We start from the raw sequence: 22,609 nt of genomic DNA on the forward strand, positions 1-22,609 counted from the left end.
GCCCCGGCTCGGGCCCGGGGGGGGCCGGGCCCGCCCCCCCCCGACCGGCCGAGAACCGGCCGGCAGGTGGCGGCGTCATGGTCCATGTATCTCGCATCGGCCGCGTACTGCCGTTAGCCTGCGGGTAGTTGGGGGAACGGGGGGTTTCATGGGTGACAGCGGTGCCCGCATCACACGCATCGAGATGCCGGACGGCACACCGGTCTGGGCGCGGATATCCGGGGCGGAGGAGCTGGCGAAGCCCGCCCGGGGTCCGGCGTTCACGGACATCGGGTACGGGGACTTCGCCGAGCAGGTGCAGGCCCGGGTCGAGAGTCTGCAGGCCGTCGTGACCAGCGTCGCGCGCTCGCTCGCCGAGCCGCTGCGGGCGGTGCGGCCCGACGAGGTCAGCGTCGAATTCGGCATCGAGCTCACCGCGAAGGCGGGCAAGGTCGTCGGCCTCCTCGCCGACGGTGAGGCCAAGGGCGGCATCAAGGTCACCCTGACGTGGAACGGCGGGGGCCCGCCCGTCGACCCGCCGATCCCGGCGCAGAGCGGGGCGCGCGGGGCGGGACAGACGGCGCCGGATCACGGTTCCGGGGCGCGGGCCACCGGGCACCCGACGGGGGCGACGCCACCGCACCCCGCCCCGCACATGCCGCCCCCGCCCGCCTCGCCGCCCCTGCACCCGCCCGCCCCCACGACGCCACCGGCGGCGCCCCGGGCGACCCCGTCGTCCCCGGGCGACCCGTCCGTCGGAACTCCGGCTACCGGCCCGTCCGTAGGCACTCCGACCACCGGCCCGTCCGTCGGAACTCCGGACACCGGCCGGTCCGTAGGCACTCCGGACACCGGCCCGTCCGTCGGAACTCCGGACACCGGCCGGTCCGTAGGCACTTCGGACACCGGCCCGTCCGTAGGCACTCCGGACACCGGCGCATCCGCAGGGAATCCGGGCGCCGGGGCATCCACCGGCACACCGGCGCGTCCGGACGGGGCCGGGACCGGCGCCGGAAGCGGGTCATGACGCAGCCGCCGGGCAGGGGCGCAGGGGGCGGCTCGGAGGGTGCCTACCGTGCGCTGGTGGGCCTCGTGATGGCGGCGACCGTACGCATCCATCGGCCGGAGCCCGGGTATGCCCCAGACGGATCCGACAGAGGCTTTCTGGGGAGCGGCTTCTTCATCGCCCCGAGCTGGGTCCTCACGTGCGCGCACGTGGCGATGGAGGGGGAGGGGCGTCACGTGAACGTGGTCTTCAAGCCGGACCCCGGCAGCGCCGAGACCGCGGTCGAGGGCACCGTGGTCGCCGCCCTGCCCGAGAGCCGGCCCGGCGGGTCCGGGGCGGGCGGCTGGCCCGCGCCCGACCTCGCGCTCATCCGGCTGCTGCGGCCCGTCGCGCACCCCTGTGTGTACGTCACCGAGCGCCCCGCGGGCATGTTCGGCGGCGGCTCGGTCCTCTACGCCGGCTGGACCGACGGCGGGTCGGGGCAGCTGACCCGGTTCAGCGGGCGCTGCCAGGTGATGGGCACCTTCGGCGACTGGGCGGAGGACGACGAGCAGATGCGGCTCGACGGCGACCGGATGTACCCCGGCCTGTCCGGCGGACCCGTGGTGGATCTGGCCCGTGGCGAGGTCGTCGGCGTACTCAAGTCGCGTTCCGACGGCGCGACCGGCGGGACCTCGATCGGCGTCGAACGGCTGCGTACGCTGCCCGTGCCGCCCGGCGCGGTCGCCGCCGAGTCCGACGACCCCTATCAGGCGGTGTTCCACGCCCATGACCGTTACCACGCCGACCGGCACATCAGCTCCGTCGGCACGGAGCGGACCTGGGCCGATGTCCAGCGTGAACTGGGTGCCGGAGCCGGGCTCGCCCTCAGCCCCCAGCAACGGGTCGACCTGCTCGGCCGGCTCGCCGAACTCCCGCCCCCGCTCAGCACCCGCAGCCTCCTCGGCCTCCTGGACCGGCTGCCGGACACCCACCCGAGCGAGTACCACGCCGCCCCGCGCGGCTGGCGCGACGGTCTGGGGGCGCTGTACGACGCCCCCGGCGGTGACGGCGCGCTGGAACTGGTCCTGCGCTACTGCATGAGTGCGATCTCCGCCGAACGTCCCTATGCCCTGCCGTCCACCCAGGACGCCGAGGCGTCCCTGTGGGACTGGGTGAAGCGGATGGCGGAGGAGCGGCTCTCCCGCAAGTTCCGGCACGAGCTCGCCGGGCTCCGGTACAACGACCGGCACGCCCCCGACCGCGAACACGCGCGCACCCCGGCGCCGACGCTCGAACCCGCCAGGACCCGAAGTACTCCGTTCGTCCTGCTGGAGTTGGAGCCGCGCGGCTGGGAACCGGACCGCTACGACTGGCGGATCGGCGTCGGCCGGCACGCCGGGGACGTCCTGCCCGTCGCCGAGGACAGCCGGGGCACCGCACTGGAGGCCCTCCCCGCCCGGCTCGCCGGCCCGCTGGCGGAGGCGTTCCGGCGGTGCGACGAACCCGACAGCCCCGCCGTGCTCCAGGTCGTCGTCGACCGGAGCCTGATGGACCTGGAAGTCGACGCATGGCGGGTGCCGCCCGACGGGCGGCCGCTCGGGGTACTGCGGCCCGTGGTCATCCGCTGCCCGGACCGCGGTCAGTCGCCGGCCGACGACGGGATCGACGAGCGCGAGGCGCGCTGGAACCGGACCGTGTCCGCCGCGATGCGGGCCGCCGTCGTCGATTGCGAGGACGGAATGCGGGTACCCGTACCCGTGGTGGAGGAGCTGCGCGGACTGGCGTACGAGACCGTCCCGGTGCTCTGCCGTCATGGGGACCCGGCCCATCCGGAGGCCGCGGCCGGTCTCGGACGGGTGCTCGACGCCGGTTTCGGAGTGGCCCTGTGGCGGCGCCGGGCGGCCGAACCGGCTGCCGTTTGCACGGAATTCCACCGGAGCGCCGCCCGATCCGTCACCGAGGCCGGCACGGCCGATCAGCTGCCGCGGAAGATCCATCGGCTGAGGCAGGGGGTGCACGCGGGGCGTACGGAGACGTTCTGGTCGGACGGCGTCGCCCTGCTGTACCAAGATCCACATCATCCGTTGCCCGGCTCCGGCGGCGAGTTCCTGGAGGCGCCATGAACGACCGGGCCGGCCGGCCCCTTACGGGGCATACGGCGGATCGCTACCGTGATGCACGTTCGACTGCTGCCCCTGGCGGACGAGTGACGACGAGGAACACGCTATGAGTGAACCCAGCGAGTGGCTCATCTACCGAGGGGCCGGCGAGCCGCACGAAGGCATCGAGCAGTTGCCGCCCCCGCCGCCCTGGCGGGATTTCGCGGGCCGTGGCGCCCCGGCCCCCGGTGAGCAGGACGGGGACGGCTCCGCCGACCGCCGTCTCGGTGGCTACCGGCACATCGCCGAACTCCACCGGCCGGGCGCCGAAGAACTCGAAATGATCAATGCCGCGCTCTATCTGCGGCGGCCGCTGCTGGTCACCGGCAGTCCCGGCGCCGGGAAGAGCACGCTGGCGCACTCCGTCGCCCACGAGCTGGGGCTCGGCCGGGTCCTGCGCTGGCCGATCGTCAGCCGCTCGGAGCTCCAGGACGGCCTCTACCACTACGACGCGATCGCCCGGCTCCAGGACGTGCAGATCGCCGCCCACGGCGCGGCGGCCGGGGCGACCGGCGCCGAATCGGCGGAGAGCGTCGGCAGTTACATCCGGCTCGGGCCGCTCGGCACCGCGCTGCTGCCCTCGGACCGGCCGCGCGTATTGCTCATCGACGAGCTCGACAAGAGCGACATCGATCTGCCGAACGACCTGCTCAATGTGCTGGAGGAGGGCGAGTTCGGCATTCCCGAGCTGGAGCGGATCGCCGACCGGCTGCCCGGCGGAGAGGCGGAGGTCCTCGACGACGACGGCAACAAGGTGAAGGTGCGGGGCGGCCGGGTGCAGTGCCGGGCTTTCCCGTTCGTGGTGCTCACCAGCAACGGCGAGCGGGACTTCCCGGCGCCGCTGATGCGCCGCTGTATCCACCTGGAGCTCGGACGCCCCGACCACCAGCGGCTCGCGACCTTCGTACGCGCCCACCTCGGCGACGAGGCGGCGCGCTCCGGGGACGATCTCATCGCCCACTTCCTGGAACGCTCCCGGAGCGAACTCCTCGCCACGGACCAGCTGTTGAACGCGATCTACCTCACCGACGCCGCTGCCCCGGCCGGCCGCGACCGCCTCGCCGACCTGCTCATCCAGCGACTCGACCGGCCGAGGTGATGCGCTGATGTCCAGGGGCGCGCCACGCCACGGACCGGACGAGGAAGGCGGCCACGACGCCGGCGCGGGCGAGGCTCCGGAGCCTCGCGACCACGACGTCCTGGACGGAGCCGGCGTGTCGGGCGACGCATCGGTTGCGGAAGGCGCACCTGCGACGGGCGACGCGTCGGCGGTGGGAGGCGCACCGGTTGCGGGCGACGCGTCGGCGGTGGGAGGTGCACCGCCGTACGACGGGGGTCTGCTGCCGGCGTTCGTCGCCCGGTTACGGGAGGCCGGGCTCGACCCCGACGTCGAGCAGCTCTGTGACGCCCTCTGGCTGGCCCGTTGGACCCGCGACCCCGACGCGCCGGACGACGAGAGCGGCGAGACCGCGCCGCCGCTGCCCGCCGACCAGGCGCAGGAGGGCCGGCCGGGCGGACGCCTCGTCCAGCCGGAGGCCGGGGGCGGCGAGGCCCCGGACCCTTTACCGAACGGCGACGACGCCGTGCTGCAGCAGGACCTCGGGGACGCGGACCGGCGGATCGCCCTCTACCCCGTACCCCGTACCGGACCGCCCGGCGGCCCCCGCCCGGACGACGCGGCCGGGCGGGGGCGGAGCACCGGTCGGGGTGGCCGGGCGAGCGCACTCACTCTGGGCGTGCCCGCGGCTCCCGCCCTGCCCGCGCCGCTCGAACTCCAGCGGGCCCTGCGCCCGTTGCAGCGCTATCGCCCGGCGGCACCGCCACTGCGCCGCACCCTCGACGAGACGGCGACCGCCGAGCTCAGCGCCCGGGCCGGCGGGATGATCATGCCGGTGTTCCGGGGCGCTTCCCGGGGCGAGGCGCTCCTGCAGTGCGTCATGGACGCCTCGTCCTCGATGCTGGTGTGGGATCGGCTGTTCGGTGAACTTCAGCAGATATTCGGTCAGTTGGGCGCCTTCCGGGATGTTCAGGTCCGCTATCTGCACCAGGGGCCCGACGGCGAGGCAGCGGTGAGCCGCAGCCCCGATCCGGCCGCCGCGCCGCTGAACTCCGCGGACCGGCTGAGCGATCCGACCGGGCGTCGGGTCACCGTCCTGGTCAGCGACTGCGCCGGTCCGCTCTGGCACAGCGGCCGGGCCCACCGGCTGCTGCACCAGCTGGCCGGGCAGGCTCCGGCCGCCGTGCTCCAGCCCCTGCCGCAGCGGATGTGGAACCGGACCAGGCTGCCGGTCACCTACGGTTCACTGTCCCGGGGCGAGGGGCCCGGCGGAGCCGCCGTACTGAAGGTCATGGAGCACGCCGGATCCGGGCCCGCCGTACACCCGGGCGCGCTCGCGGTACCCGTACTCCCTCCGGTGGAAGGCGCGTTGGCGGGCTGGGCCAGACTGCTCTCCGGCACCGGCGCGGGGCAGATCTCCGGCGCCGTCGGCTGGGTACGGGCCGATCAGCCGGCGGCGGCCGCGCAGCGCCCCGGCGACGGGCTGTCCTCGCTCCAGTTGGTCAGCCGCTTCCGTTCGGCGGCCTCACCGGCCGCCGGACAGCTGGCCGTCTACCTCGCGGCGGCCCCGCTGTATCTGCCGGTGATGCAGCTGGTGCAGCGCACGATGCTGCCGAACTCCGGACCGTCCGAACTCGCCGAGGTGCTGCTGAGCGGACTGCTGTCACGGAGCAGGAGCCAGGACGGCAGCGGCGCCGGCGAGGACGGCGGTCAGTGGTACGAGTTCGCGCCCGGCGTCCGTGAGGCGCTGCTCGGTCCGCTGGGCCGGGACGAGGCTCTGCTCGTCCTCAAACACTGCTCGCAGTACATCGAGCAGCGGTTCGGGAAGGGCGGGCCGAATTTCCCGGCCCTCGCCTTCGCCCAGCTCGGTGAGGGCCGGTACGGGCCGTCACGGACCACCCCCAGCACGCGCACCCTGGCAAACGGCGCACCCGACGAGGACATCGAAGAGGGTGACGAGAACGGGGAGAGCGGCGCAAGCGGCGGGCCGCGCGTCCCCCACCCCTTCGCCGAGGTCGCGGTCCGCGTACTGGAGCGATTCATGCCCCTGCCCGAGCAGTTCGTCGTCCGGGCCGACCGGGACGGACATCGCAGCCCCGTCCAGACACCGAACGCGGCGGTGGAGAGCGCCCGCGTCCTGCTGCGGCACTTCGAATCGGACAACATGGTGCAGTACCTGATGGACGCCGTGCAGCTGCTGCGGGGCGCCACCGAGCGCGAGAGGCAGCCGAACACCGACCCCGAGCTGTGGGCGGAGTACTCGCGCTGCGTCCTGCGCTTGTGGGAGGTCCAGGGCGACGCCGAACTGCTCCGCGAGGCCGAGTACGCCGCCGAACGGGCCGCCGCACACCCCGGCGCGGTACGCGAACGGGCCGTACTGGCCAAGGTGTTGCACGCCGCGGCCGACGACCGCCGACGACGCGGTGACCGGCGCGGCGCACTGGAGCTGCTGCGCCGCGCCGACCGCGAGTACACGGCCGCGTGCTCGGATCCGGGTCTGGAACCCACCGAGGCCCTCCGGCTCACCCTGGAACGGGTCCGGGCCCTGGAGGCGCAGTGGCGGCTCGACGGCGACACCGCCCTGCTCCAGGCCGCGTGCGGCATGCTGGAGGCATTCGCCGACGTTTGGCCCGACCAGGAGAACCGCCCCACCGCCCTGCCCCTGGCGCACGGCCGTACGCTCCTCAAACTGGCCGGCGCCACCGCCGACGCCGAACAGTCCCGCGTCTACGCCGGTCAGGCCGCGCGCTCCTTGCGTACCGCGTTCGAACAGGGCGGCGGCCGGCACACCATGGGCACCGAGGTGCGCATCCTGCTGGACCTGGTGGACGCCCTGCTCGGTTCCGGTGAGGAGCCGGACGAGGCGGGCGCCCTGATCGAGCAGGCGCTGGAGACCGTACGGGAACAGCGGCTGCGCGCCTCACTCCGGACCCGGGCGGCCCGGGTCCGTATCGCCCGCTACGAGCACACCGGAAATCCGGACGAACTGGTGGCGGCGGCCGACTGGTTCGCCCGCGCCGCGCGCGACGTCCCGCGCGACTCGCAGGCCCATGCCGATCTGCTCGCCGAGTGGGGCGGCACCCTGCTGCGTCGCGCCCAACTGCCCGACGGGCGCGCGCACATCGGTGCCGCGGTACGGGTGCTGCGCGACTGCCGTACGGAGACGGCGGCGGGCGGCGGGCGCCTGGCCGAGCGGCTGCTGATGCTGGGGCGGGCGCTGATGCTGCGGCACCGGGCCACCGAGGACCGGGTCGACCTGCGGGAGGCCGAGTACCTCTTCGGCCTCGCGGCCCAGGAGGCGACCGCCCCGCTGACCGAGGCGCACTGCTGGCTGGAACTGGGCCGGTCCCACCTCGACGCCTCCCGGGTGTTGCACCGTCCGGCCCGGCTCGACGAGGCGGCCGAGGCGTTCCGAGCCGCGGCCGAGGCGGCCCGGACGGCGGAAACGGAGCTGGACAGTCCGCAACAGGTCCAGCAAGCAGTCGAGTTGGGTGCTACGGCCAACCATTGGCGGGGTATGACATACGAGAGGGCAGGCCGCCCCCGGGCCGCACGCGAGGCGTACCGGGCGGCCGTCCGGCAATGGAGCAAACTGCCGGACGGCGGCGGCTCGGCGGGCGAGTCGACCACCGAGCGGCTGGCGGAGCTGGAGCGCTGACTGCCGGGCGGCGAGTGTCCGGGCGGAGCGGTTTTGGGTGTGGTGCAATCCGGGCGGCGCGCGCCGTGTACGACCGGTGTACGACCGACGCCGGTCGACGGCGGGCTCAAGAAGGCGTATGTCGGCTCGTGCGGGGCATCGGTACAGAGGTGACCGGTGCGGGCGGCACGGCTCGCGCGGGCCGCACGGCTGCGCGAGTGGAGATACGTGTGTCAGGGATATGGCCCGACGGGATGCGCTCAACGGCGAGCGAGTGACCGGGGGTTCGAGCGGAAGTACGAGATACGGGGAGACACCATGAGCGAGTCGATGCGCAACGGCGTGCCGGATGCGCTGCCGGACCTCCTGGGGCTGGATCTGGAGGCACTGCGGACACTGGACCACCCGGTGCTCGCCGAAGTGGTCGCGGATCTGCGCGGCCGGGCCGAGCAGCCGCGGGAGATGCTGTGGGGATTCACCAACGCCTTCTGAGACGAAGTGCCCCGCGGCCTCGCGGTACGGCGCCGAAGCCGCACGGTTTCGGTCAGGGGTCCGGTCGAACCGGACATCGTGGCCTGGGACGGGTTTGCCCGCACGGCCGGCCAGGGATACTTGTCCGGGGCCGACGACGGGGGACGTCCCCACGGACATGCAGCACGGGGGTGCCGGAGTGTCTCCAGAGTCGACGCCGCACACTCCTTCACGCATGGGAACCGGGGCAGTCGGCCGACTCCCCGTCCCCTTCGGCCAGTTCATCGTCAAGGCCCACGGCCGCTGCAATCTCGCCTGCCGTTACTGCTACCTCTACGAGGGCCCCGACCGGACCTGGCGGACCCGCCCGGCCGCCGCCGCGCCGGCCGTCCTGGACCGCACCGCGGACCGGATCGCCGAACACGCGGCAGCCCATGGACTGCGGGACGTCGCCCTCGTCCTGCACGGCGGCGAACCCCTCCTCGCGGGCGCCGCCCGGCTGGCCGCCTTCACCGACCGGGCACGCGGCCTGCTGCCCGACGACTGCACCCTCCACACCACCGCGCAGACCAACGCCACCCTGCTCACCGACGCGCGTATCGCCACCCTCGCCCGGCACGGCATACGCATCGGCGTAAGCCTGGACGGCGGTCTGGCCGCCCACAACACCCAGCGCACCGACCATGCCGGACGCCCCTCCTGGCCCGCCGCCTCACGCGGCGCCCGGCTCCTCGCCGACCGGTACCCGCACGCGTACGCGGGCATCCTCACCGTCGTCGACCCGCTGACCGACCCGGTCGAGCTGTACGAATCGCTGCTCACCCTGCGCCCGCCGGCCCTGGACCTGCTGCTGCCGCACGGCAACTGGACGAACCCCCCGCCGGGCCTTCCCGACATGCGCACGGCGGGGCCCGGACCGGGCCGCCCTACCCCGTACGGCGACTGGCTCGTCGCCGTCTTCGACCGCTGGTGGCCGGCCCGGCGTCGGGAGACCCGGGTGCGGCTCTTCGAGGAGTGCATCGCCCTGCTGCTGGGCCTGCCCGCCGCCACCGAATCCCTCGGTCTCGACCCCGTCAATGCGATCGTGGTCGAGACCGACGGAACGATCGAGCTGGTGGACTCCCTCAAGTCCGCCTACGACACGGCCGCCGCCACCGGGCTCGACATCTTCCACCACACCTTCGACGACGCCCTGCGCCACCCCGGCATCGCCGCCCGCCAGGCAGGAGCCGACGCGCTCGCCGCCGCCTGCCGCGCCTGCCCGCTGCTGACCGTCTGCGGCGGTGGCCACTACGCGCACCGCTACCGCGCAGAGAACGGCTTCACCAACCCCTCCGTCTACTGCGCCGATCTCGAACGGCTGGTACGCCACATCGCGGGCCGGCTGGCCGACGCAACCGCAGGAGCACACCGATGAGCCCCCCACTCCCGGACCACATACTGCGCCGACTCGGCCGCACCGAGGGCGACGCCGACACCCTCCACGTACTCGTACGCGACCAGGACACCCGCCGGCTCCTCCTCCTGCGCGCCCTGCTCGACGCGGCCGAGGCCGCGCCCGCGACCATCTGCCCGCACCGGGCACTCGACCGGCTCCACCAGGACTGGGCCCTGCTGGAATCGGCCGAACGCACCGACCGGGCCGCCGTGCGCACCGTCCTGCTCCACCCCCTCGTGGGCCCCTGGGCCCAGCGCTGCCTGCGTGGCCTGTCCGGTTCCGGACCGAGCACCGAACTCCGGGCGGACCTCGACCACTTGAGCGCCCTCGCCGCCGCGGCGGCGATCCGGGCAGGAGTGGCGTTCACGACCCGGCTCACCGCACACGACGGGTTCCTCCCGCTGCCCACCCTGGGCGCTCTGCGCACGGTCCCGGGCCCGGTGGACATCGCCTTCTCGGACGGGGAACTGACGGTACGTCCGGGCGACGGCCGGGCACCGCTCGTGGTGCGTACGCAGCGGGACGGGACGGCCGACTCGGCAGACCCGCGCTGGCTGCCCGTGCTCGTCCTGCCCGCCGTTCTGCCCGGCGCCGGACCCGTACCCCTGGACGACGTCGATCCGTATCGCACCGACGGCGGCGGGCTCGGGCGCCACGGGCTGAGCGCCGCCACCCACATCGACGACCAGGAACGCAAGGCCTGGGTCGGGTCCTGGTCCGGGCTGGCGCCCCTGCTCCGCATCGGCGGCGAGCACCGCCTCACCGAAGCGGCCGTCCTCCTGCGCTGCCTGGTACCGCTCGGCCCGCCACCCGGCTTCGGGCCCACAGGCGAGGGCGCGGCCCACTGCAGCGGCACCAGGCGCGAGGCGTTCGGCGCCGTCCTCAGCAGCAGACCGGCCACCCCCGCCTACCTCGCCTCCACCCTCGTCCACGAGCTCCACCACACCAAGCTGGCCGCGCTCGGCGCGCTCGTGCCGCTGCACCACGAGGACGCGACACCACGCCACTTCGCCCCCTGGCGCTCCGACCCCCGGCCCTTCGACGGCCTCCTCCAGGGCGCGTACTCGCACATCGCGCTGGCCGACTACTGGCAGCGGTTCGCCCTCGGCGCGCGGCGCGTCACCCACCGCGACCTTGCCTGGTCCGAACACGCCCGCTGCCGCGAACAGGTCGGGGCCGTACTGCCGGTGCTGGCCGGATCGGCGGCGCTGACCCGCGAAGGCCGGGTCTTCGTCGACGAGATGATCACGTTCTACCACCGTCTGGACGATTGTCCGCCCCCCACGGGGCATCTCGCGCGCGCGCAGGCGTACGTGTCCACCGCGAAGGTGATATGGCAGCAGAGGAACGGCTCGCGAAGGCAGTGAGCGACCGCGCGATATCGGCCGGAGCGACCATGCTCCGGTGTATGTTGACAACGCTCGCAATGAGGCAGGGAGACGGTTGAATGCCCGGAACGCGTACGCAAGTTGGAGCAACCGGGGCGCAGGCCGTCACCATTAGTTTCGCCGGTTTCAACCGCGCCTGGGCGGCGTGGATCTCGGACCGTCTGGAGCGGCGCGGAGTGACGGTCGTCCTGCAGCGGTGGGACCCCCCGGTGGAGGACGCCCTGGAGGAGTCGTTGCGGGATCTGACCCTGGCCCGCGGTCGCGTGCTGGTTATCCTCAGCGACTGGTACTTCCAGCTCGGCCCCCGCAGCCACGACGAGTGGAACAGAGCCCTGCGCGAGGTCGTCGCCCCCGACCCCGACCGCTTCGCCGCCGTCTGCGTCACCACCTCCGCGATGCCCGGCGCCACCTCGGTCTTCGGTGCGGCAGATCTCACCAACGTCGGTGCCGACGAGGCCGAGCGGCGGCTCCTCGTACGCCTGGGTCTGCCCACCGATCCGTTGCCCGAGCCGGTCGGGGCCAGGCAGGGCCCCCGCTATCCGGCCGACACCCCCGAGGTGTGGGGCGGGGTGCCGCGCCGCAACATCCGCTTCACCGGCCGCGAGGAACTGCTCAGCAAGGCGTACCGGTCCCTCCAGGACGCCGGATCCGGCGCCGGGGTCGTGACCCTGCACGGCATGTCCGGCGTGGGCAAGACCCAGCTGGCGGCCGAGTACGTCTACCGCTTCGGCTCCGAGTACGACGTCGTCTGGTGGGTGCCCGCCGACCGCCGCGCCCTCTACCGCCAGAAACTCGCCGAACTCGCCCCCGAACTGGGCCTGTCCACCGGCGCCGAGTACGGGGAACGGCTGCGCGCGGTACGGGACGCGCTGCGCCGCGGCGAACCGCACTCCCACTGGCTCCTCGTCCTCGACGGCGCCGACGAGCCCGAACACATCTGGGACCTGGTGCCGACCGGTCCCGGACACGTCCTGATCACCTCCCGCAACCCGGAGTGGAGCGAGCACAACAGCAACCTCGTCGAGGTCCCGGTCTACGCCCGCGAAGAATCGGTCGCCTTCATCCGCCGCCGGGCCCCGCGTCTGACCCCGCCCGAGGCCGACCAGCTCGCCGAAGCCCTCGAAGACCTCCCGCTGCTCCTCGACCAGACCGCCGGCTGGCTCAACGACTCCGACATGTCGGTCGGGGAGTACATCGATCTCCTCGAAGGCGGCATCGACCAGGACGTCGTGAAGGTCTCCGCGGACTTCCCGCTCGCCTTCCAGACCGCCTGGTCGATACTGCTGAACAAGCTCAAGGACACGGTCCCGGAATCCGTCGACCTGCTGCGCCTGTGCAGTTTCTTCGCGCCCGGCTCCATCCCCGTACGACTGCTGAAGGAAATGCCCCCCGGCGAACTGCCGGAACAGCTCTCCGGCCTGATGAACGACCCGCTGCTGTGGAACAAGGCCATCAGCCAGCTCCGGCAGTACTCCGTGGTCCGCCTGGAGTCCCACGAATCGGTCGACGACGAGGCGTCGTCCGGCGAATCGCTCTACATGCACCGCATGGTCCACCAGATCATCGGCAAGGACATGCCGGAACGGGACCGCCAGGAGTTCATCGGCGTGGTCCGCCGGGCCCTCGCGGCCGCGGACCCCGGCCGGCCCACCGACACCCGCCAGTGGCCCGCCTACGCCGAGATCACCCCGCATCTGAAATGGGCCGACGTGCTCCGGAGCACCGATCCGGCGGTGCAGACCCTGGTGCTCAACTGCCTGCGCTACATGTACCTCTCGGGGGAGTACCGGGCCGGCATCAAGCTGGGCGAACGTGCCATGAAGGCTTGGCGGGAACTCCTCGGCGAGGACCACCCCAGGGTCTGGGACCTCAGCTACCAGTACGCGAACGTGCTGCGAGCCGTCGGCGACTACGCCGGTACGGAAGCCATCGAACGGGCCGCCGTCGACCATCTGCGCACCGAACGCGGCGCACAGGACCTGGAACACCTGCGCGCCGCCGGTGGTCTCGCCGCCGACCTGCGGGGCCTCGGCCGCTACGACGAGGCGCTGGAGATGTCGGCCTGGATCCTCGACGCCTACCGCGAGTTGCTGGGTGACCAGGACTCGCGCACGCTCAACGCACAGAACAATCTCGCTACTTCGCTGCGGCTGCTGGGCCGGTACGAGGAGGCGCTCGAACTCAACCGACGCACCCTGGAGGCCCGGCGCCAGGTGCTGCGCCCACGGCACAACTGGACGCTCTACTCCGAGATCAACTACGCGACCGACCTGCGGCTGCTCGGCCGGTACGGCGAAGCCCTGTCGCTCCAGAACCAGAGTGTCGCGCTGCACCGGCGGGTCATGGGCCAGGACAACCCGCAGACCTTGCGCGCCGAACACAACCTCGCGCTCTGCCAGTACCGCACCGGGGAGCGCGCCAAGGCCGCGAACCTGTTCACCCGGGTCCTGGAACGCTCCGAGCGGGTGCTGGGCGAGAACGACCCGCTGACGATGATGTGCGCCGCCAGCCAGAGCTTCTTCGCCCGTGAGCACGCCGACATCGACCAGGCCAGGGACATAAGCGAAAAGGTCGTCTCCGGCTATGCGGACATGCTCGGCGAGGGACACCCCTATGTGGCGGGAACCCGGGCCAACCACGCCCTGATCCTCCGCAACGTGGGGGAGCGGGACCACGCGCACACCCTCCTGGAGGAGGCGCTCGCCGACATGACGCGCGTCGTGGGAGAGAGCCACCCGTGGACGCTGGGCTGTGCCATCAACGCCTCCGCGCTGCGCAATCTGGTGGGCGACCCGGAATCCGCCGCCGCGCTGACGGACTTGGTCATCACCCGGGCCATCGAGGTGCTCGGCCGGACCCACCCGCTGACCCTCTCCGCCCGGATCGCGCACGCCGCCGACCTGCGCGGTATCCGGGATCGGCAGCGCGCGGACAAGGTCGAGGCGGAGGCGCTGGGCGACCTGGTGGCGACGCTGGGTGCCCAGCACGTCCACACGGTCTCGGCGCGCTCCCGCAACCGCCCGTACTGGGACTTCGAGCCGCAGATGATCTGACGTCGATCCGGCAAAGCGTCCGCGAAGGATGACTGAGCGTCAGTAACTGTGCATGACAAGTCGGTTGGCACGTAAAGGGGGAGCGAATGGCGGTCATCGTGGGGTCCGTGGTGCCCGGGGAGGACGGCCCGATACCGGTCGTGGTGGACGCCGAGGCGTACACGAGCGCCGGGGGGCCGCCCACCGACGCCGACTCGTTGTACGACCTGGAGGAGACCCGGGACGGCGGCGCCGCGCGGCGGGCTCTCGGCGCGGCCGGGGACCTGTACGGGGAAGGGCTCGACCTGGCCCGCCGATGCGCGTCCCAGGCCATGCGGCGGTTAGGTGACCTGGGGGAGGGGCTGCGGCCCGACGAGGTCGAGCTCCAGGTCGGCATCACCTTCGAGGCAGGAATGGCGGCTGTGGTGAAGGCCGGGGCGGAAGCCCAGATCCAGGTCACCTTCCGCTGGCAGCCCGGCCAGGAAGGGCGGGCGGACACCACGGTGGTGAACGCTTCATGAGCGGGGTCCCCTCGCCCGCCGGCCCGCCCCGGCCGACGCCACCGATCCCCATCCTCCCGTACAGCCGGATCGTGGGTCAGGACGAACTGAAGCTCGCACTGGAGCTCAACTTCATCGCCCCGGGCATCGGAGGCGTCCTCGTCTCCGGACAACGCGGCACCGCCAAGTCCACCGTCGTACGCGCCTTCGCGCTGATGTCCGGTGGTTCACTGCCCGTCACCCTGCCGATCAACGCCACGGACGACCGGGTGCTCGGCGGCTGGGAACTGGACGCCCTGATGCAGGGCGAACCGAAGAGACAGCCCGGCCTGCTCGAAGAGGCCCACGAGAAAGGCCTGTTGTACGTCGACGAGGTCAACCTCCTGGACGACCACATCGTGAACATCATCCTGGACGTGGTCTCCACCGGCGTCCTGTCCGTCCAGCGGGAGGGCCTGGACACCACCGCGCACGTCTCCTTCGGGCTCGTCGGAACCATGAACCCGGAAGAGGGCAGCCTGCGCGCCCAGTTGCTGGACCGTTTCGGTCTGATGGTCCCGACGGCCGAGCTGGGCATCGAGGACCGGCACCGGATGATCGACGCGGTGCTCACCTTCGAGGAGGAGCTCCGCGTCGAGGACTCCGCCTGGATCCGCGCCGCGGAGCAGGACAACGAGCGGTTGCGCGACGGACTGCTCGCCGCGCGCGACCGGCTGCCCCGCGTCCGGCTGGACGGGAAGATGATCCGGCTCTGTGCCGAGGCGGCCGCGCGAACGGGCGCCGTCGGACAGCGTGGTGACCTGCTCGTGGCCCGCGCCGCCCGCGCTTTGGCAGCCAAGGACGACGCCCGACGCGTCGAGCCCGCGCATGTGCGCCGTGTGCTGCCGCTCGCCCTGCGTCATCGCAGGCCCGAGTCCGCCCATGGTTCGGCGTTCGGCTGGGGACAGGACGAGGACGCCGCCGTCAGCGACCTGTTCGGCTGAGCCGCCGATGTCCGCCCGCCCGCCGCAGTCCGCGCTCGCACAGGAACCCGGCGAACTGCCCCGTCGACTGCTCACCGTGCTCGTCTGCGCCGCCCTCGAGCCGGGGCTGCCCGGAGTCCTGCTCTTCGACCTGCCGCCGGAGCATCTCGCCGCCGTCACCGATGTGTTCGCCGGACTGGTCCGGATGGCCGGCGGGGATTCGGCAGACACCCCGGTGCAGCGGTCGACGCTCAACGCGGCCACCGTCGACGAGGACCTGTGGTTGTGCCCGCGGATCCGCCGCGGCCCGGAAGGCATCGAGTTCACCGTCGAGCCCGGGCCGTTGACCGAGACGGGCACCGGCGCCTCGCTCGTCGTCGTGCCCGACCTGGCCCGGCTGAGCGTGCCCGGCACGCGCGCCGCCGTCCAGCTCCTCGGGGCCGATGTCGCCACCGTGGAACACACCGGATTCCGCCACCGGTGGCGGCCCCGCACGCGTTGGCTCGCCGTCTGCCGCACCGAGGAGGTCGAACAGGTCTCGCCGCACATTCTGGACCGCTTCCCGCTCCGCCTCGCCGTCCCCGGTCTGCGGCCCGAACCGGAACCCGACCCCCTTGGTCCGCTCCCCGCCGCATGGGCCGCGGCCCTGGACCCCCGGGCGCCCCGTCCGCTCATGCCCCTCCACACCGAAGTTCCCCCACGCGTACTGGAGATGCTGGACGCCCGCGACGGCGCCGGGCACCGCAGGACGCTCGCCCTCGCCCGCACCGCCCGCGCCCTTGCCCGGCTGGAGGCGGCCGAGGCGGGGCCCGACGCAGCCGCCGGTCACGGCTCCGCCCCTCGTCAGAGTTCCGTTCCACCCCCCGGCCCGCACCACGTCACCGCCCACCACGTCGACCGCGCCGCCGAACTCATCCGGCTGCGTACCGTGCACCGGCCCCCCGTCCCTCCCGGGCCCGGGCCCGGACCCGCCCCCGCCGGCCCGGATCTGCCCGAGACCTGCCGGGAGGACGTCGAACCCGTGCCCGGCCCGACCCAGGACCGGCACGGAGCCCTCGGCACCCCGGTCCACTCCCCGGGAGCCGAAGAGCCCATCGGAGCGGCCACCGCACCGCTGCCGCAGGACCGCATACCGGACCCCACTCCGTACCCGGAGGACACCGCAGGACCTAGGGCGGAGGGCAGCGAGCTGCGCAACCCCGCCCCACGCCCGGCCGGCGCACCCCGGACCGGGCGGGGACCCGTTGTCGGAGTGCGGCGCGCCCGCGACCTCTGGGACCTCGCCCCGGTCCGTACGGCGATGGAGGCCGCCAAGAACCGCGCGGTCCGCGAGGGCCGCGACCGGCTGGTCATCACTCCGCAGGACCTGCGCGGCTACGTCCGGGCACCCGAACCCGTGACCCTGCTCACTCTCGTGCTCGACCACACCTGCCACCCGGGCTGGGACTGGCACCCCGCGCTCGAACCGTTCCTGCAATGGGCCTATGTCACCCGGGCCTCCGTCCAGGTCGTGGAGGTCGGCAGCGGGGCAGCCGCGGACGAGCTGCGGGCCGAGTCCTTCGCGGCCCGCTCCACCCGGGACCCGCGGATCGCCGCCGCGCTCGACCGGCCGCCGGGCCGGGCCACCCCGCTCGCCCACGGCCTCGACCGGGCCGGCCGCGCTCTGCGCCACGCCTTCCAGCACCACCGTGCCGGAGGTGTCGAGGCGCTCCTGGTGGTCGTCACCGACGGGCGCGGCAACGTGCCGCTCGCCGCGGCGCACCGGGGCCGTCGGCCGGGCGACGAACCGGTGGGACGGGCCGGGATCGAGGACGCGCTGGCGGCCGCCGGACGGATCGGCTCGCTGGGACGGACCCGGCTGCACTGCGTGGTCGTCGACCCGGGACGCCGTCCGTACACCGCCCTGCCGACCGAACTCGCCCACGCGTTGCGCGGCAGCGTGATCGTGGGACGGCCGGACGACGAGGCGGTGGACCGTGCGTGATGAGCCGCTGCGGGCCATCCGGCGACTCGGCCGAATCGCGGGGCAGGTGCTGCCCGCCCCACGCGCCGTCGTACCCGAAGGGGCCCGGACCGGACAACCGCAGGGGCTCGGTGCGGAGCCCGTGCACGCGAAAGCGCTCCCCACCACGACGTACGCCCGGGTCAAGGTGAAGCGTCACCGCACACCGCACGGCGCGCCGGAGGCCTTCGGTTTCGAGGCGTACTGCCCCGGAGTGCCGCCGCTGGAGTACTGCTCGGGCGAGGGGCAGCGACGGCCGCAGGCCATCAGCCTGCGCAGTGCTCGCCAGGGCGGTGAGCCGCCGTCCGAACTCCTGCGGTCCATCCGCCGCTGGTCCGGACACCAGCGCCCGCTGACCGACTGGATCAACCGCTGCCGTGCCGCCCACCGCGACGCCCTCCAGATCGTGTTCCTCGACCAGACGGGCTTCGACCTGCCCTGGGAGGCGCTGACCCTGCCGGCCGTCACGGAGACCGGGCTCGCCGGCGGGCTGCTGGGGGCGCTCGTCGACATCGCCCGCTGGCTCGATGTGCGGCACGGACGGGACGACTTCCCGGCCGACGCGGCCGCTCCCGCGGGTGGCGTCCTCGGGTATTTCCACCACGACATGCGCTCCGACATGACTGTCTTTCAGGGCTACGATCACCGGCCGCACACCGGCATCGTCAGCTTTCTGAACAGTCTCGACGCGCACGACGCCGACCGGACCGGACTGGTTTACATGGGCTGCCACGGCACCTTCGCCGATCAGCTCAGCAAACTGACCCTGGCAGACGTCACCTGGGCCGAGTACAGCGACCAGGAGATGACCCTGCTGCGCAGGGACGGTTCACTGGTCTGTCTCAACGCCTGCCACTCCGGGGGCCTGCTCGACTACGACGGCGACGGCCGGCAGTATCTGCGCGGCTTCACCGAGATCTTCCTCGGCAAGGGGGCGGGCGGCTGCATCGTCACCGCCGGAAAGATCGGCGAGGCCGAGGCCGGTGACCTGATCCGTCATCTGGTCGAGGCCGTGACCGCAGATCCCGCCCGCCCGGTGGCCCGCGCGCTGCGCGCCTTCCGCGCCAGGGCGCTCGCCGAATTCGAGGCCGGGGGCGGAAACCCGCTCCAGGCCGGGGGCGGCATTCCGCTCCAGGTCAGGGACGACGGCACCTTCGACGCGCGAGGACAGCGCCACGTCCTGCGATTGCTCTACAGCCTGATGTTCCAGTACTACGGTCACCCCCTCAGCACGCTGCACCTCACCGGACCCCACGAGCACGGCGCACGGGAGCGAGAGGGGGCCTCACCATGAGCGGTGACGAACAACCTCTGCTGATCGAACCGGTCGTGGGCTGGCTGCGCGAGGTGGAGCCAGGACTGGTCCACTACGTCAGCGTCGACCTGCGCGGCCCCCTCGGCGCCCGCAGCGAGCACGACGGCGAGGCATGGCCCTACGACGAGGAGGAATTGGCCTTCAGCGTCTCGCTGGACGGTGCTCCGAACTTCGTCTGTGAAGTGCTCGACGACCCCGGCGTCGTACTGCACCGGTTCGGCGGTACGTACGGCCCGGCGCGGTTCGTCGTCACGGCAGGTGAGGTCACCGGTCCCGCCGTGCTGCGGCTGACCATCTCCAACCAGTGGGGCATGCCGGTCCGCAAGGCCGAACTGCCCTGCCACATCAGGGAAGCGGCGTCGGAGCCCAAGACGCCCCGAACGGTCGTCGGACGTCTGCCGGGGCTGTCGCCCGAGGCGCGCCCGGACACCGCTCGGCCGTCCGGTGGGTCGAGTGAAGGAGAGGCGGACCGGGCGGCGCCCGCCAACGCCGCGCGGCCGAGCAGGGCGACCGGGCAACTGCGTGCGTTCCTGGAGCGGCTCACCAACTTTCGTGCGCCGTCGCCGCCGGGCGCGGCCACGGCCGCCCGGCCGCCCGTGCCGCCGGGGCCGGAGCCGACACGGCCACCGGATGTCGCGAACCGGTCCGAGGACCGCGCCGAGGCCTCGACCGACAGATCGCCCGATCCGCCGCCCGGCGCCGGTACCACGGTCACGATCAGCTTCGCCGGCCCCGACCGGGCCTGGGCGGTGTGGATCGCGGACCGCCTGGAGCGTCGCGGAGTGCCGGTGGCACTCCAACGCCGGGAGCCGCCGGGGGAAGCCCTGCTGCCGGAGGTGCCACCGGTGGAGTTGCTCAGGGACCTGCTCCTGTCGCCCGGTCGCATCCTGTTGCTGCTCAGCGACGCGTACCTGCGGCCCGGCCCGGACAGCCACGAGCAATGGAGCCGGGCCCTGTTCGAGGTCGTCGCGCGCCGCCGGGACCGGTTCGCGTCCGCCCCGGACCGATTCGCAGCCGTCTCCCTCACCACTTCGGCGCTGCCTGCCGCGACGGCCGTGCTGAATCCCGCCCACCTGGTAGGCATCGGCGAGGCGGAGGCCGAGCGGCGGCTGCTGACCCGGCTGGAGCTGCCCGTCGACGCACCGCCCGAACATGCGGTGGCCGGGCCGCGACCCCGGTATCCGGCCGACATCCCCGAGGTGTGGGGCGGGGTACCGCGCCGCAACACCAGGTTCACCGGACGCGACGAACTGCTGAACCGGACACATCAGCTGTTCGTGGACGCCGAGCCGGGACGCGGCCGGGTCGCCCTGTGCGGGATGTCCGGCGTCGGCAAGACCCAACTGGCCGTCGAGTACGCCCAGCGCTTCGGCTCCGACTACGACGTGGTGTGGTGGGTGCCCGCGGACGGCCGCTCTCTCTTCCGTCAGCGGTTGTCCGAACTCGCCCCGGAACTGGGCCTGTCCACCGGTGTCGAATACGGGGAGCGGTTGCGCGCGGTAGCCGACGCGCTGCGTCGCGGCGAACCCTACGCACGCTGGCTCCTGGTCCTCGACGGCGCCGACGATCCCGAACAGATCCGGGATCTGGTACCGGCCGGGTCGGGCCATGTCCTGATCACCTCGCGCCATCTGGGATGGGGCGAGCACAACAGCATGCTCGTCGAGATCCCGGTCTACGAGCGCCGGGAGTCGGTCGACTTCATCAACCGCCGCGCCCCGCGGCTCACCCCGGCCGAGGCGGACCGGCTCGCCGAGGCACTGGAGGATCTGCCGCTGCTGCTCGATCAGACCGCGGGCTGGCTCAATCAGTCCGGGCTGACCGTCGACGAGTACATCGAACTCCTCACGAACGGCATCGGAGAGGACGTGGTCAGAGTCTCCGTGGACTTCCCGGTCGTCTTCCGGACCGCCTGGACGATTCAGCTGAGTCAGCTGCTGGAGAGCGATCCGGAGGCCTTCGAACTCCTGCGCCTCTGCGCCTTCTTCGCACCCGGCTCCATCCCCGGACAGCTACTGACGCGCGCACAGCTGCCCGGCTCGCCCGGTGACGACCCCGCACGCCTGCGAGCCATGCGCCAGTTGCTGCGTCACTCGGCTGCCCGTCTGGAGACCGGCTCCTGGCCGGTCGGCGACGGCGAAGCGCTTCAGCTCCACCGGTTGTTCCACCAGCTCGTGCGCAGCGGGATCTCCGGGGACGACAGAGCTCTCTACCGCGACGCCGCCCGGCACGCGTTGGCGGTGTCCGACCCCGGGGACCCCGCCGACATCGGTGCCTGGCCGCTGTACGCCGCCCTCATCCAGCACCTCGAATGGGCAGAGGCGCTGGAGAGCACCGACCCTCCGGTGCAGCAGCTCGTCCTCAACTGCCTGCGCTACATGTACCTTTCGGGGGAGTACGGCAGTGGAATACGGCTCGCCGGGCCCGCCATGGATTCCTGGCGGTCACTGCTCGGAGAGACGCACCCGAGGATCTGGGACCTCAGCCACCATTACGCCAATCTGCTGCGCGCGCTCGGTGACTACCGCACGAGTGAGAGCGTCGAACGCAGGGTGACCGTCTCGCTGCGGGCCGAGGGCAGGGAATCGGAACCGGAGCATCTGCGCGCGGTCGGCGGGCTCGCGGCCGATCTGCGCGGTCAGGGGCGCTACCAGGAGGCGCTGACGCTCTCCGTCTCGATCAGGGACCGCTGTCTGACCCTCTTCGGCCAGGAGGACGGCCGCACGCTGAACGCGGACAACAACCTGGCCGTGTCGTTGCGCCTGCTCGGCCGGTACGAGGAGGCCCTGGCACTTGACCGGCGCACCCTCACCCTGCGGCGGGCCGTGCTGCGCAGGGAGGCGTCGGCGACCCTCTACTCGGAGATCAACTGTGCCATCGATCTGCGGCTGCTCGGGCACCACCAGGAGGCCGAGGAGGAGCTGAGCCGGACCGTCGACAGCCATCTGCGGCTGCTCGGGGCCGGTAATCCTCAGACCTTACGCGCCCAGCACAGTCTGGCGCTGTGCCGGTATGCCCGGGCGGGAGCAGCCGTGGCCCTGCCCCTGCTGATCGACGTACGGGACCGCTGCCTGCGCGTGCTCGGTGAACACGACCCGCTCACCCTGCAGATCACGGCGAGCGGTGCCTGCGTGGAGGGGGAGGCGGGCGACCCCGGGCAGGCGCGGGCGCTCCATGAGCAGGTGGTGGCCGGATACTTGCGGATGCTGGGCCCGGAGCATCCGTACACCATCGGAACGCAGGGCAACATGGCCTTGATGCGGTGGACCCTGGGCGATCACGCCATCGCGAGCGACGGTATCGAGCAGGCCCGCACCCTGATGGCCCGCGAGGTGGGGGAGGATCACCCGTGGGCGATCGGCTGGGGGTTGAACACGACGCTGGTACGGATCTGGACCGGGCAGCAGGAGGCCGCGCGAGAGCTGGGCCGGGAGTGCGCGGCCCGGGCGGCCACTGCGCTGGGGCCCCGTCATCCGCTGGCCGCCGCCTGCCGGGCGGCCTACGTGATGACGCCGACGACTGACGACCCGCCGTTTCAGCCGTTCGAACCGCTCGTCATCTGAGGACCGTCCGGCGAGTGCGCCGTGCCGACCGGGCGGTGGCGCGCCGGACGGCTGTGCGCGTGGCCGCGGCACGAGCCCGGGCACCCCGAAGGGCCCGCTCCCGCGATCATCTCGCGGG

The 22,609-nt window shown here is 72.8% G+C and carries 13 protein-coding genes; all 13 read left to right on the forward strand.

Annotated features, from left to right (window positions below):
* Positions 1-148: 148 nt before the first annotated feature.
* Entirely contained in the window at positions 149-1,006 is an 858-nt protein-coding gene (locus tag ACFU8Q_RS21305; RefSeq protein WP_384456145.1) for a CU044_2847 family protein, read from the forward strand.
* A gap of 68 nt (positions 1,007-1,074) precedes the next feature.
* Entirely contained in the window at positions 1,075-3,090 is a 2,016-nt protein-coding gene (locus tag ACFU8Q_RS21310; protein WP_384456179.1) for a trypsin-like peptidase domain-containing protein, read from the forward strand.
* A gap of 103 nt (positions 3,091-3,193) precedes the next feature.
* The gene (locus ACFU8Q_RS21315) at positions 3,194-4,225 is read left to right on the forward strand and encodes an AAA family ATPase (protein ID WP_384456148.1); all 1,032 of its coding nucleotides are present in this window, start codon (positions 3,194-3,196) and stop codon (positions 4,223-4,225) included.
* Positions 4,226-4,232: 7 nt separating this feature from the next.
* Positions 4,233-7,841: an SAV_2336 N-terminal domain-related protein gene (locus ACFU8Q_RS21320; protein WP_384456151.1), complete on the forward strand. Its 3,609-nt coding sequence runs from the start codon at positions 4,233-4,235 to the stop codon at positions 7,839-7,841.
* A gap of 297 nt (positions 7,842-8,138) precedes the next feature.
* Positions 8,139-8,312 (forward strand): FxSxx-COOH cyclophane-containing RiPP peptide, encoded by a 174-nt coding sequence (gene fxsA, locus ACFU8Q_RS21325; RefSeq protein ID WP_384456154.1) that lies wholly within the window; start codon positions 8,139-8,141, stop codon positions 8,310-8,312.
* A 214-nt stretch (positions 8,313-8,526) separates the two neighbouring features.
* The gene (locus ACFU8Q_RS21330) at positions 8,527-9,708 is read left to right on the forward strand and encodes an FxsB family cyclophane-forming radical SAM/SPASM peptide maturase (protein WP_384456157.1); all 1,182 of its coding nucleotides are present in this window, start codon (positions 8,527-8,529) and stop codon (positions 9,706-9,708) included.
* On the forward strand, positions 9,705-11,096 hold the full coding sequence (locus ACFU8Q_RS21335) for an aKG-HExxH-type peptide beta-hydroxylase (protein ID WP_384456160.1): 1,392 nt from the start codon (positions 9,705-9,707) through the stop codon (positions 11,094-11,096). Before ACFU8Q_RS21330 ends, ACFU8Q_RS21335 begins: the two co-directional genes overlap by 4 nt.
* Positions 11,097-11,176: 80 nt before the next feature.
* Positions 11,177-14,170 (forward strand): FxSxx-COOH system tetratricopeptide repeat protein, encoded by a 2,994-nt coding sequence (gene fxsT, locus ACFU8Q_RS21340; protein ID WP_384456163.1) that lies wholly within the window; start codon positions 11,177-11,179, stop codon positions 14,168-14,170.
* A gap of 86 nt (positions 14,171-14,256) precedes the next feature.
* Positions 14,257-14,670 carry a CU044_2847 family protein gene (locus ACFU8Q_RS21345; protein WP_384456165.1) on the forward strand — a complete coding sequence of 138 codons (414 nt, stop codon included), beginning with the start codon at positions 14,257-14,259 and terminating at the stop codon, positions 14,668-14,670.
* 71 nt (positions 14,671-14,741) lie between these two features.
* On the forward strand, positions 14,742-15,632 hold the full coding sequence (locus ACFU8Q_RS21350) for an AAA family ATPase (RefSeq protein WP_384456167.1): 891 nt from the start codon (positions 14,742-14,744) through the stop codon (positions 15,630-15,632).
* 7 nt (positions 15,633-15,639) lie between these two features.
* On the forward strand, positions 15,640-17,595 hold the full coding sequence (locus tag ACFU8Q_RS21355) for a hypothetical protein (RefSeq protein WP_384456170.1): 1,956 nt from the start codon (positions 15,640-15,642) through the stop codon (positions 17,593-17,595).
* Entirely contained in the window at positions 17,588-18,907 is a 1,320-nt protein-coding gene (locus tag ACFU8Q_RS21360; protein WP_384456173.1) for a CHAT domain-containing protein, read from the forward strand. Before ACFU8Q_RS21355 ends, ACFU8Q_RS21360 begins: the two co-directional genes overlap by 8 nt.
* The gene (fxsT, locus tag ACFU8Q_RS21365; RefSeq protein ID WP_384456176.1) at positions 18,904-22,491 is read left to right on the forward strand and encodes an FxSxx-COOH system tetratricopeptide repeat protein; all 3,588 of its coding nucleotides are present in this window, start codon (positions 18,904-18,906) and stop codon (positions 22,489-22,491) included. The genes ACFU8Q_RS21360 and fxsT (ACFU8Q_RS21365) overlap by 4 nt, the downstream gene beginning before the upstream one ends.
* The last annotated feature ends 118 nt before the right edge of the window (positions 22,492-22,609 follow it).

Source organism: Streptomyces sp. NPDC057543, assembly GCF_042801895.1.
In the GTDB taxonomy this organism is placed as follows: domain Bacteria; phylum Actinomycetota; class Actinomycetes; order Streptomycetales; family Streptomycetaceae; genus Streptomyces.

Bases quoted from the DNA above. Each gene is read 5' to 3' on its own strand.
- ACFU8Q_RS21305 (WP_384456145.1), top strand. From the start codon at position 149: ATGGGTGACAGCGGTGCCCGCATCACACGCATCGAGATGCCGGACGGC.
- ACFU8Q_RS21310 (WP_384456179.1), top strand. From the start codon at position 1,075: ATGGCGGCGACCGTACGCATCCATCGGCCGGAGCCCGGGTATGCCCCA.
- ACFU8Q_RS21315 (WP_384456148.1), top strand. From the start codon at position 3,194: ATGAGTGAACCCAGCGAGTGGCTCATCTACCGAGGGGCCGGCGAGCCG.
- ACFU8Q_RS21320 (WP_384456151.1), top strand. From the start codon at position 4,233: ATGTCCAGGGGCGCGCCACGCCACGGACCGGACGAGGAAGGCGGCCAC.
- fxsA (WP_384456154.1), top strand. From the start codon at position 8,139: ATGAGCGAGTCGATGCGCAACGGCGTGCCGGATGCGCTGCCGGACCTC.
- ACFU8Q_RS21330 (WP_384456157.1), top strand. From the start codon at position 8,527: ATGGGAACCGGGGCAGTCGGCCGACTCCCCGTCCCCTTCGGCCAGTTC.
- ACFU8Q_RS21335 (WP_384456160.1), top strand. From the start codon at position 9,705: ATGAGCCCCCCACTCCCGGACCACATACTGCGCCGACTCGGCCGCACC.
- fxsT (WP_384456163.1), top strand. From the start codon at position 11,177: ATGCCCGGAACGCGTACGCAAGTTGGAGCAACCGGGGCGCAGGCCGTC.
- ACFU8Q_RS21345 (WP_384456165.1), top strand. From the start codon at position 14,257: ATGGCGGTCATCGTGGGGTCCGTGGTGCCCGGGGAGGACGGCCCGATA.
- ACFU8Q_RS21355 (WP_384456170.1), top strand. From the start codon at position 15,640: ATGTCCGCCCGCCCGCCGCAGTCCGCGCTCGCACAGGAACCCGGCGAA.
- fxsT (WP_384456176.1), top strand. From the start codon at position 18,904: ATGAGCGGTGACGAACAACCTCTGCTGATCGAACCGGTCGTGGGCTGG.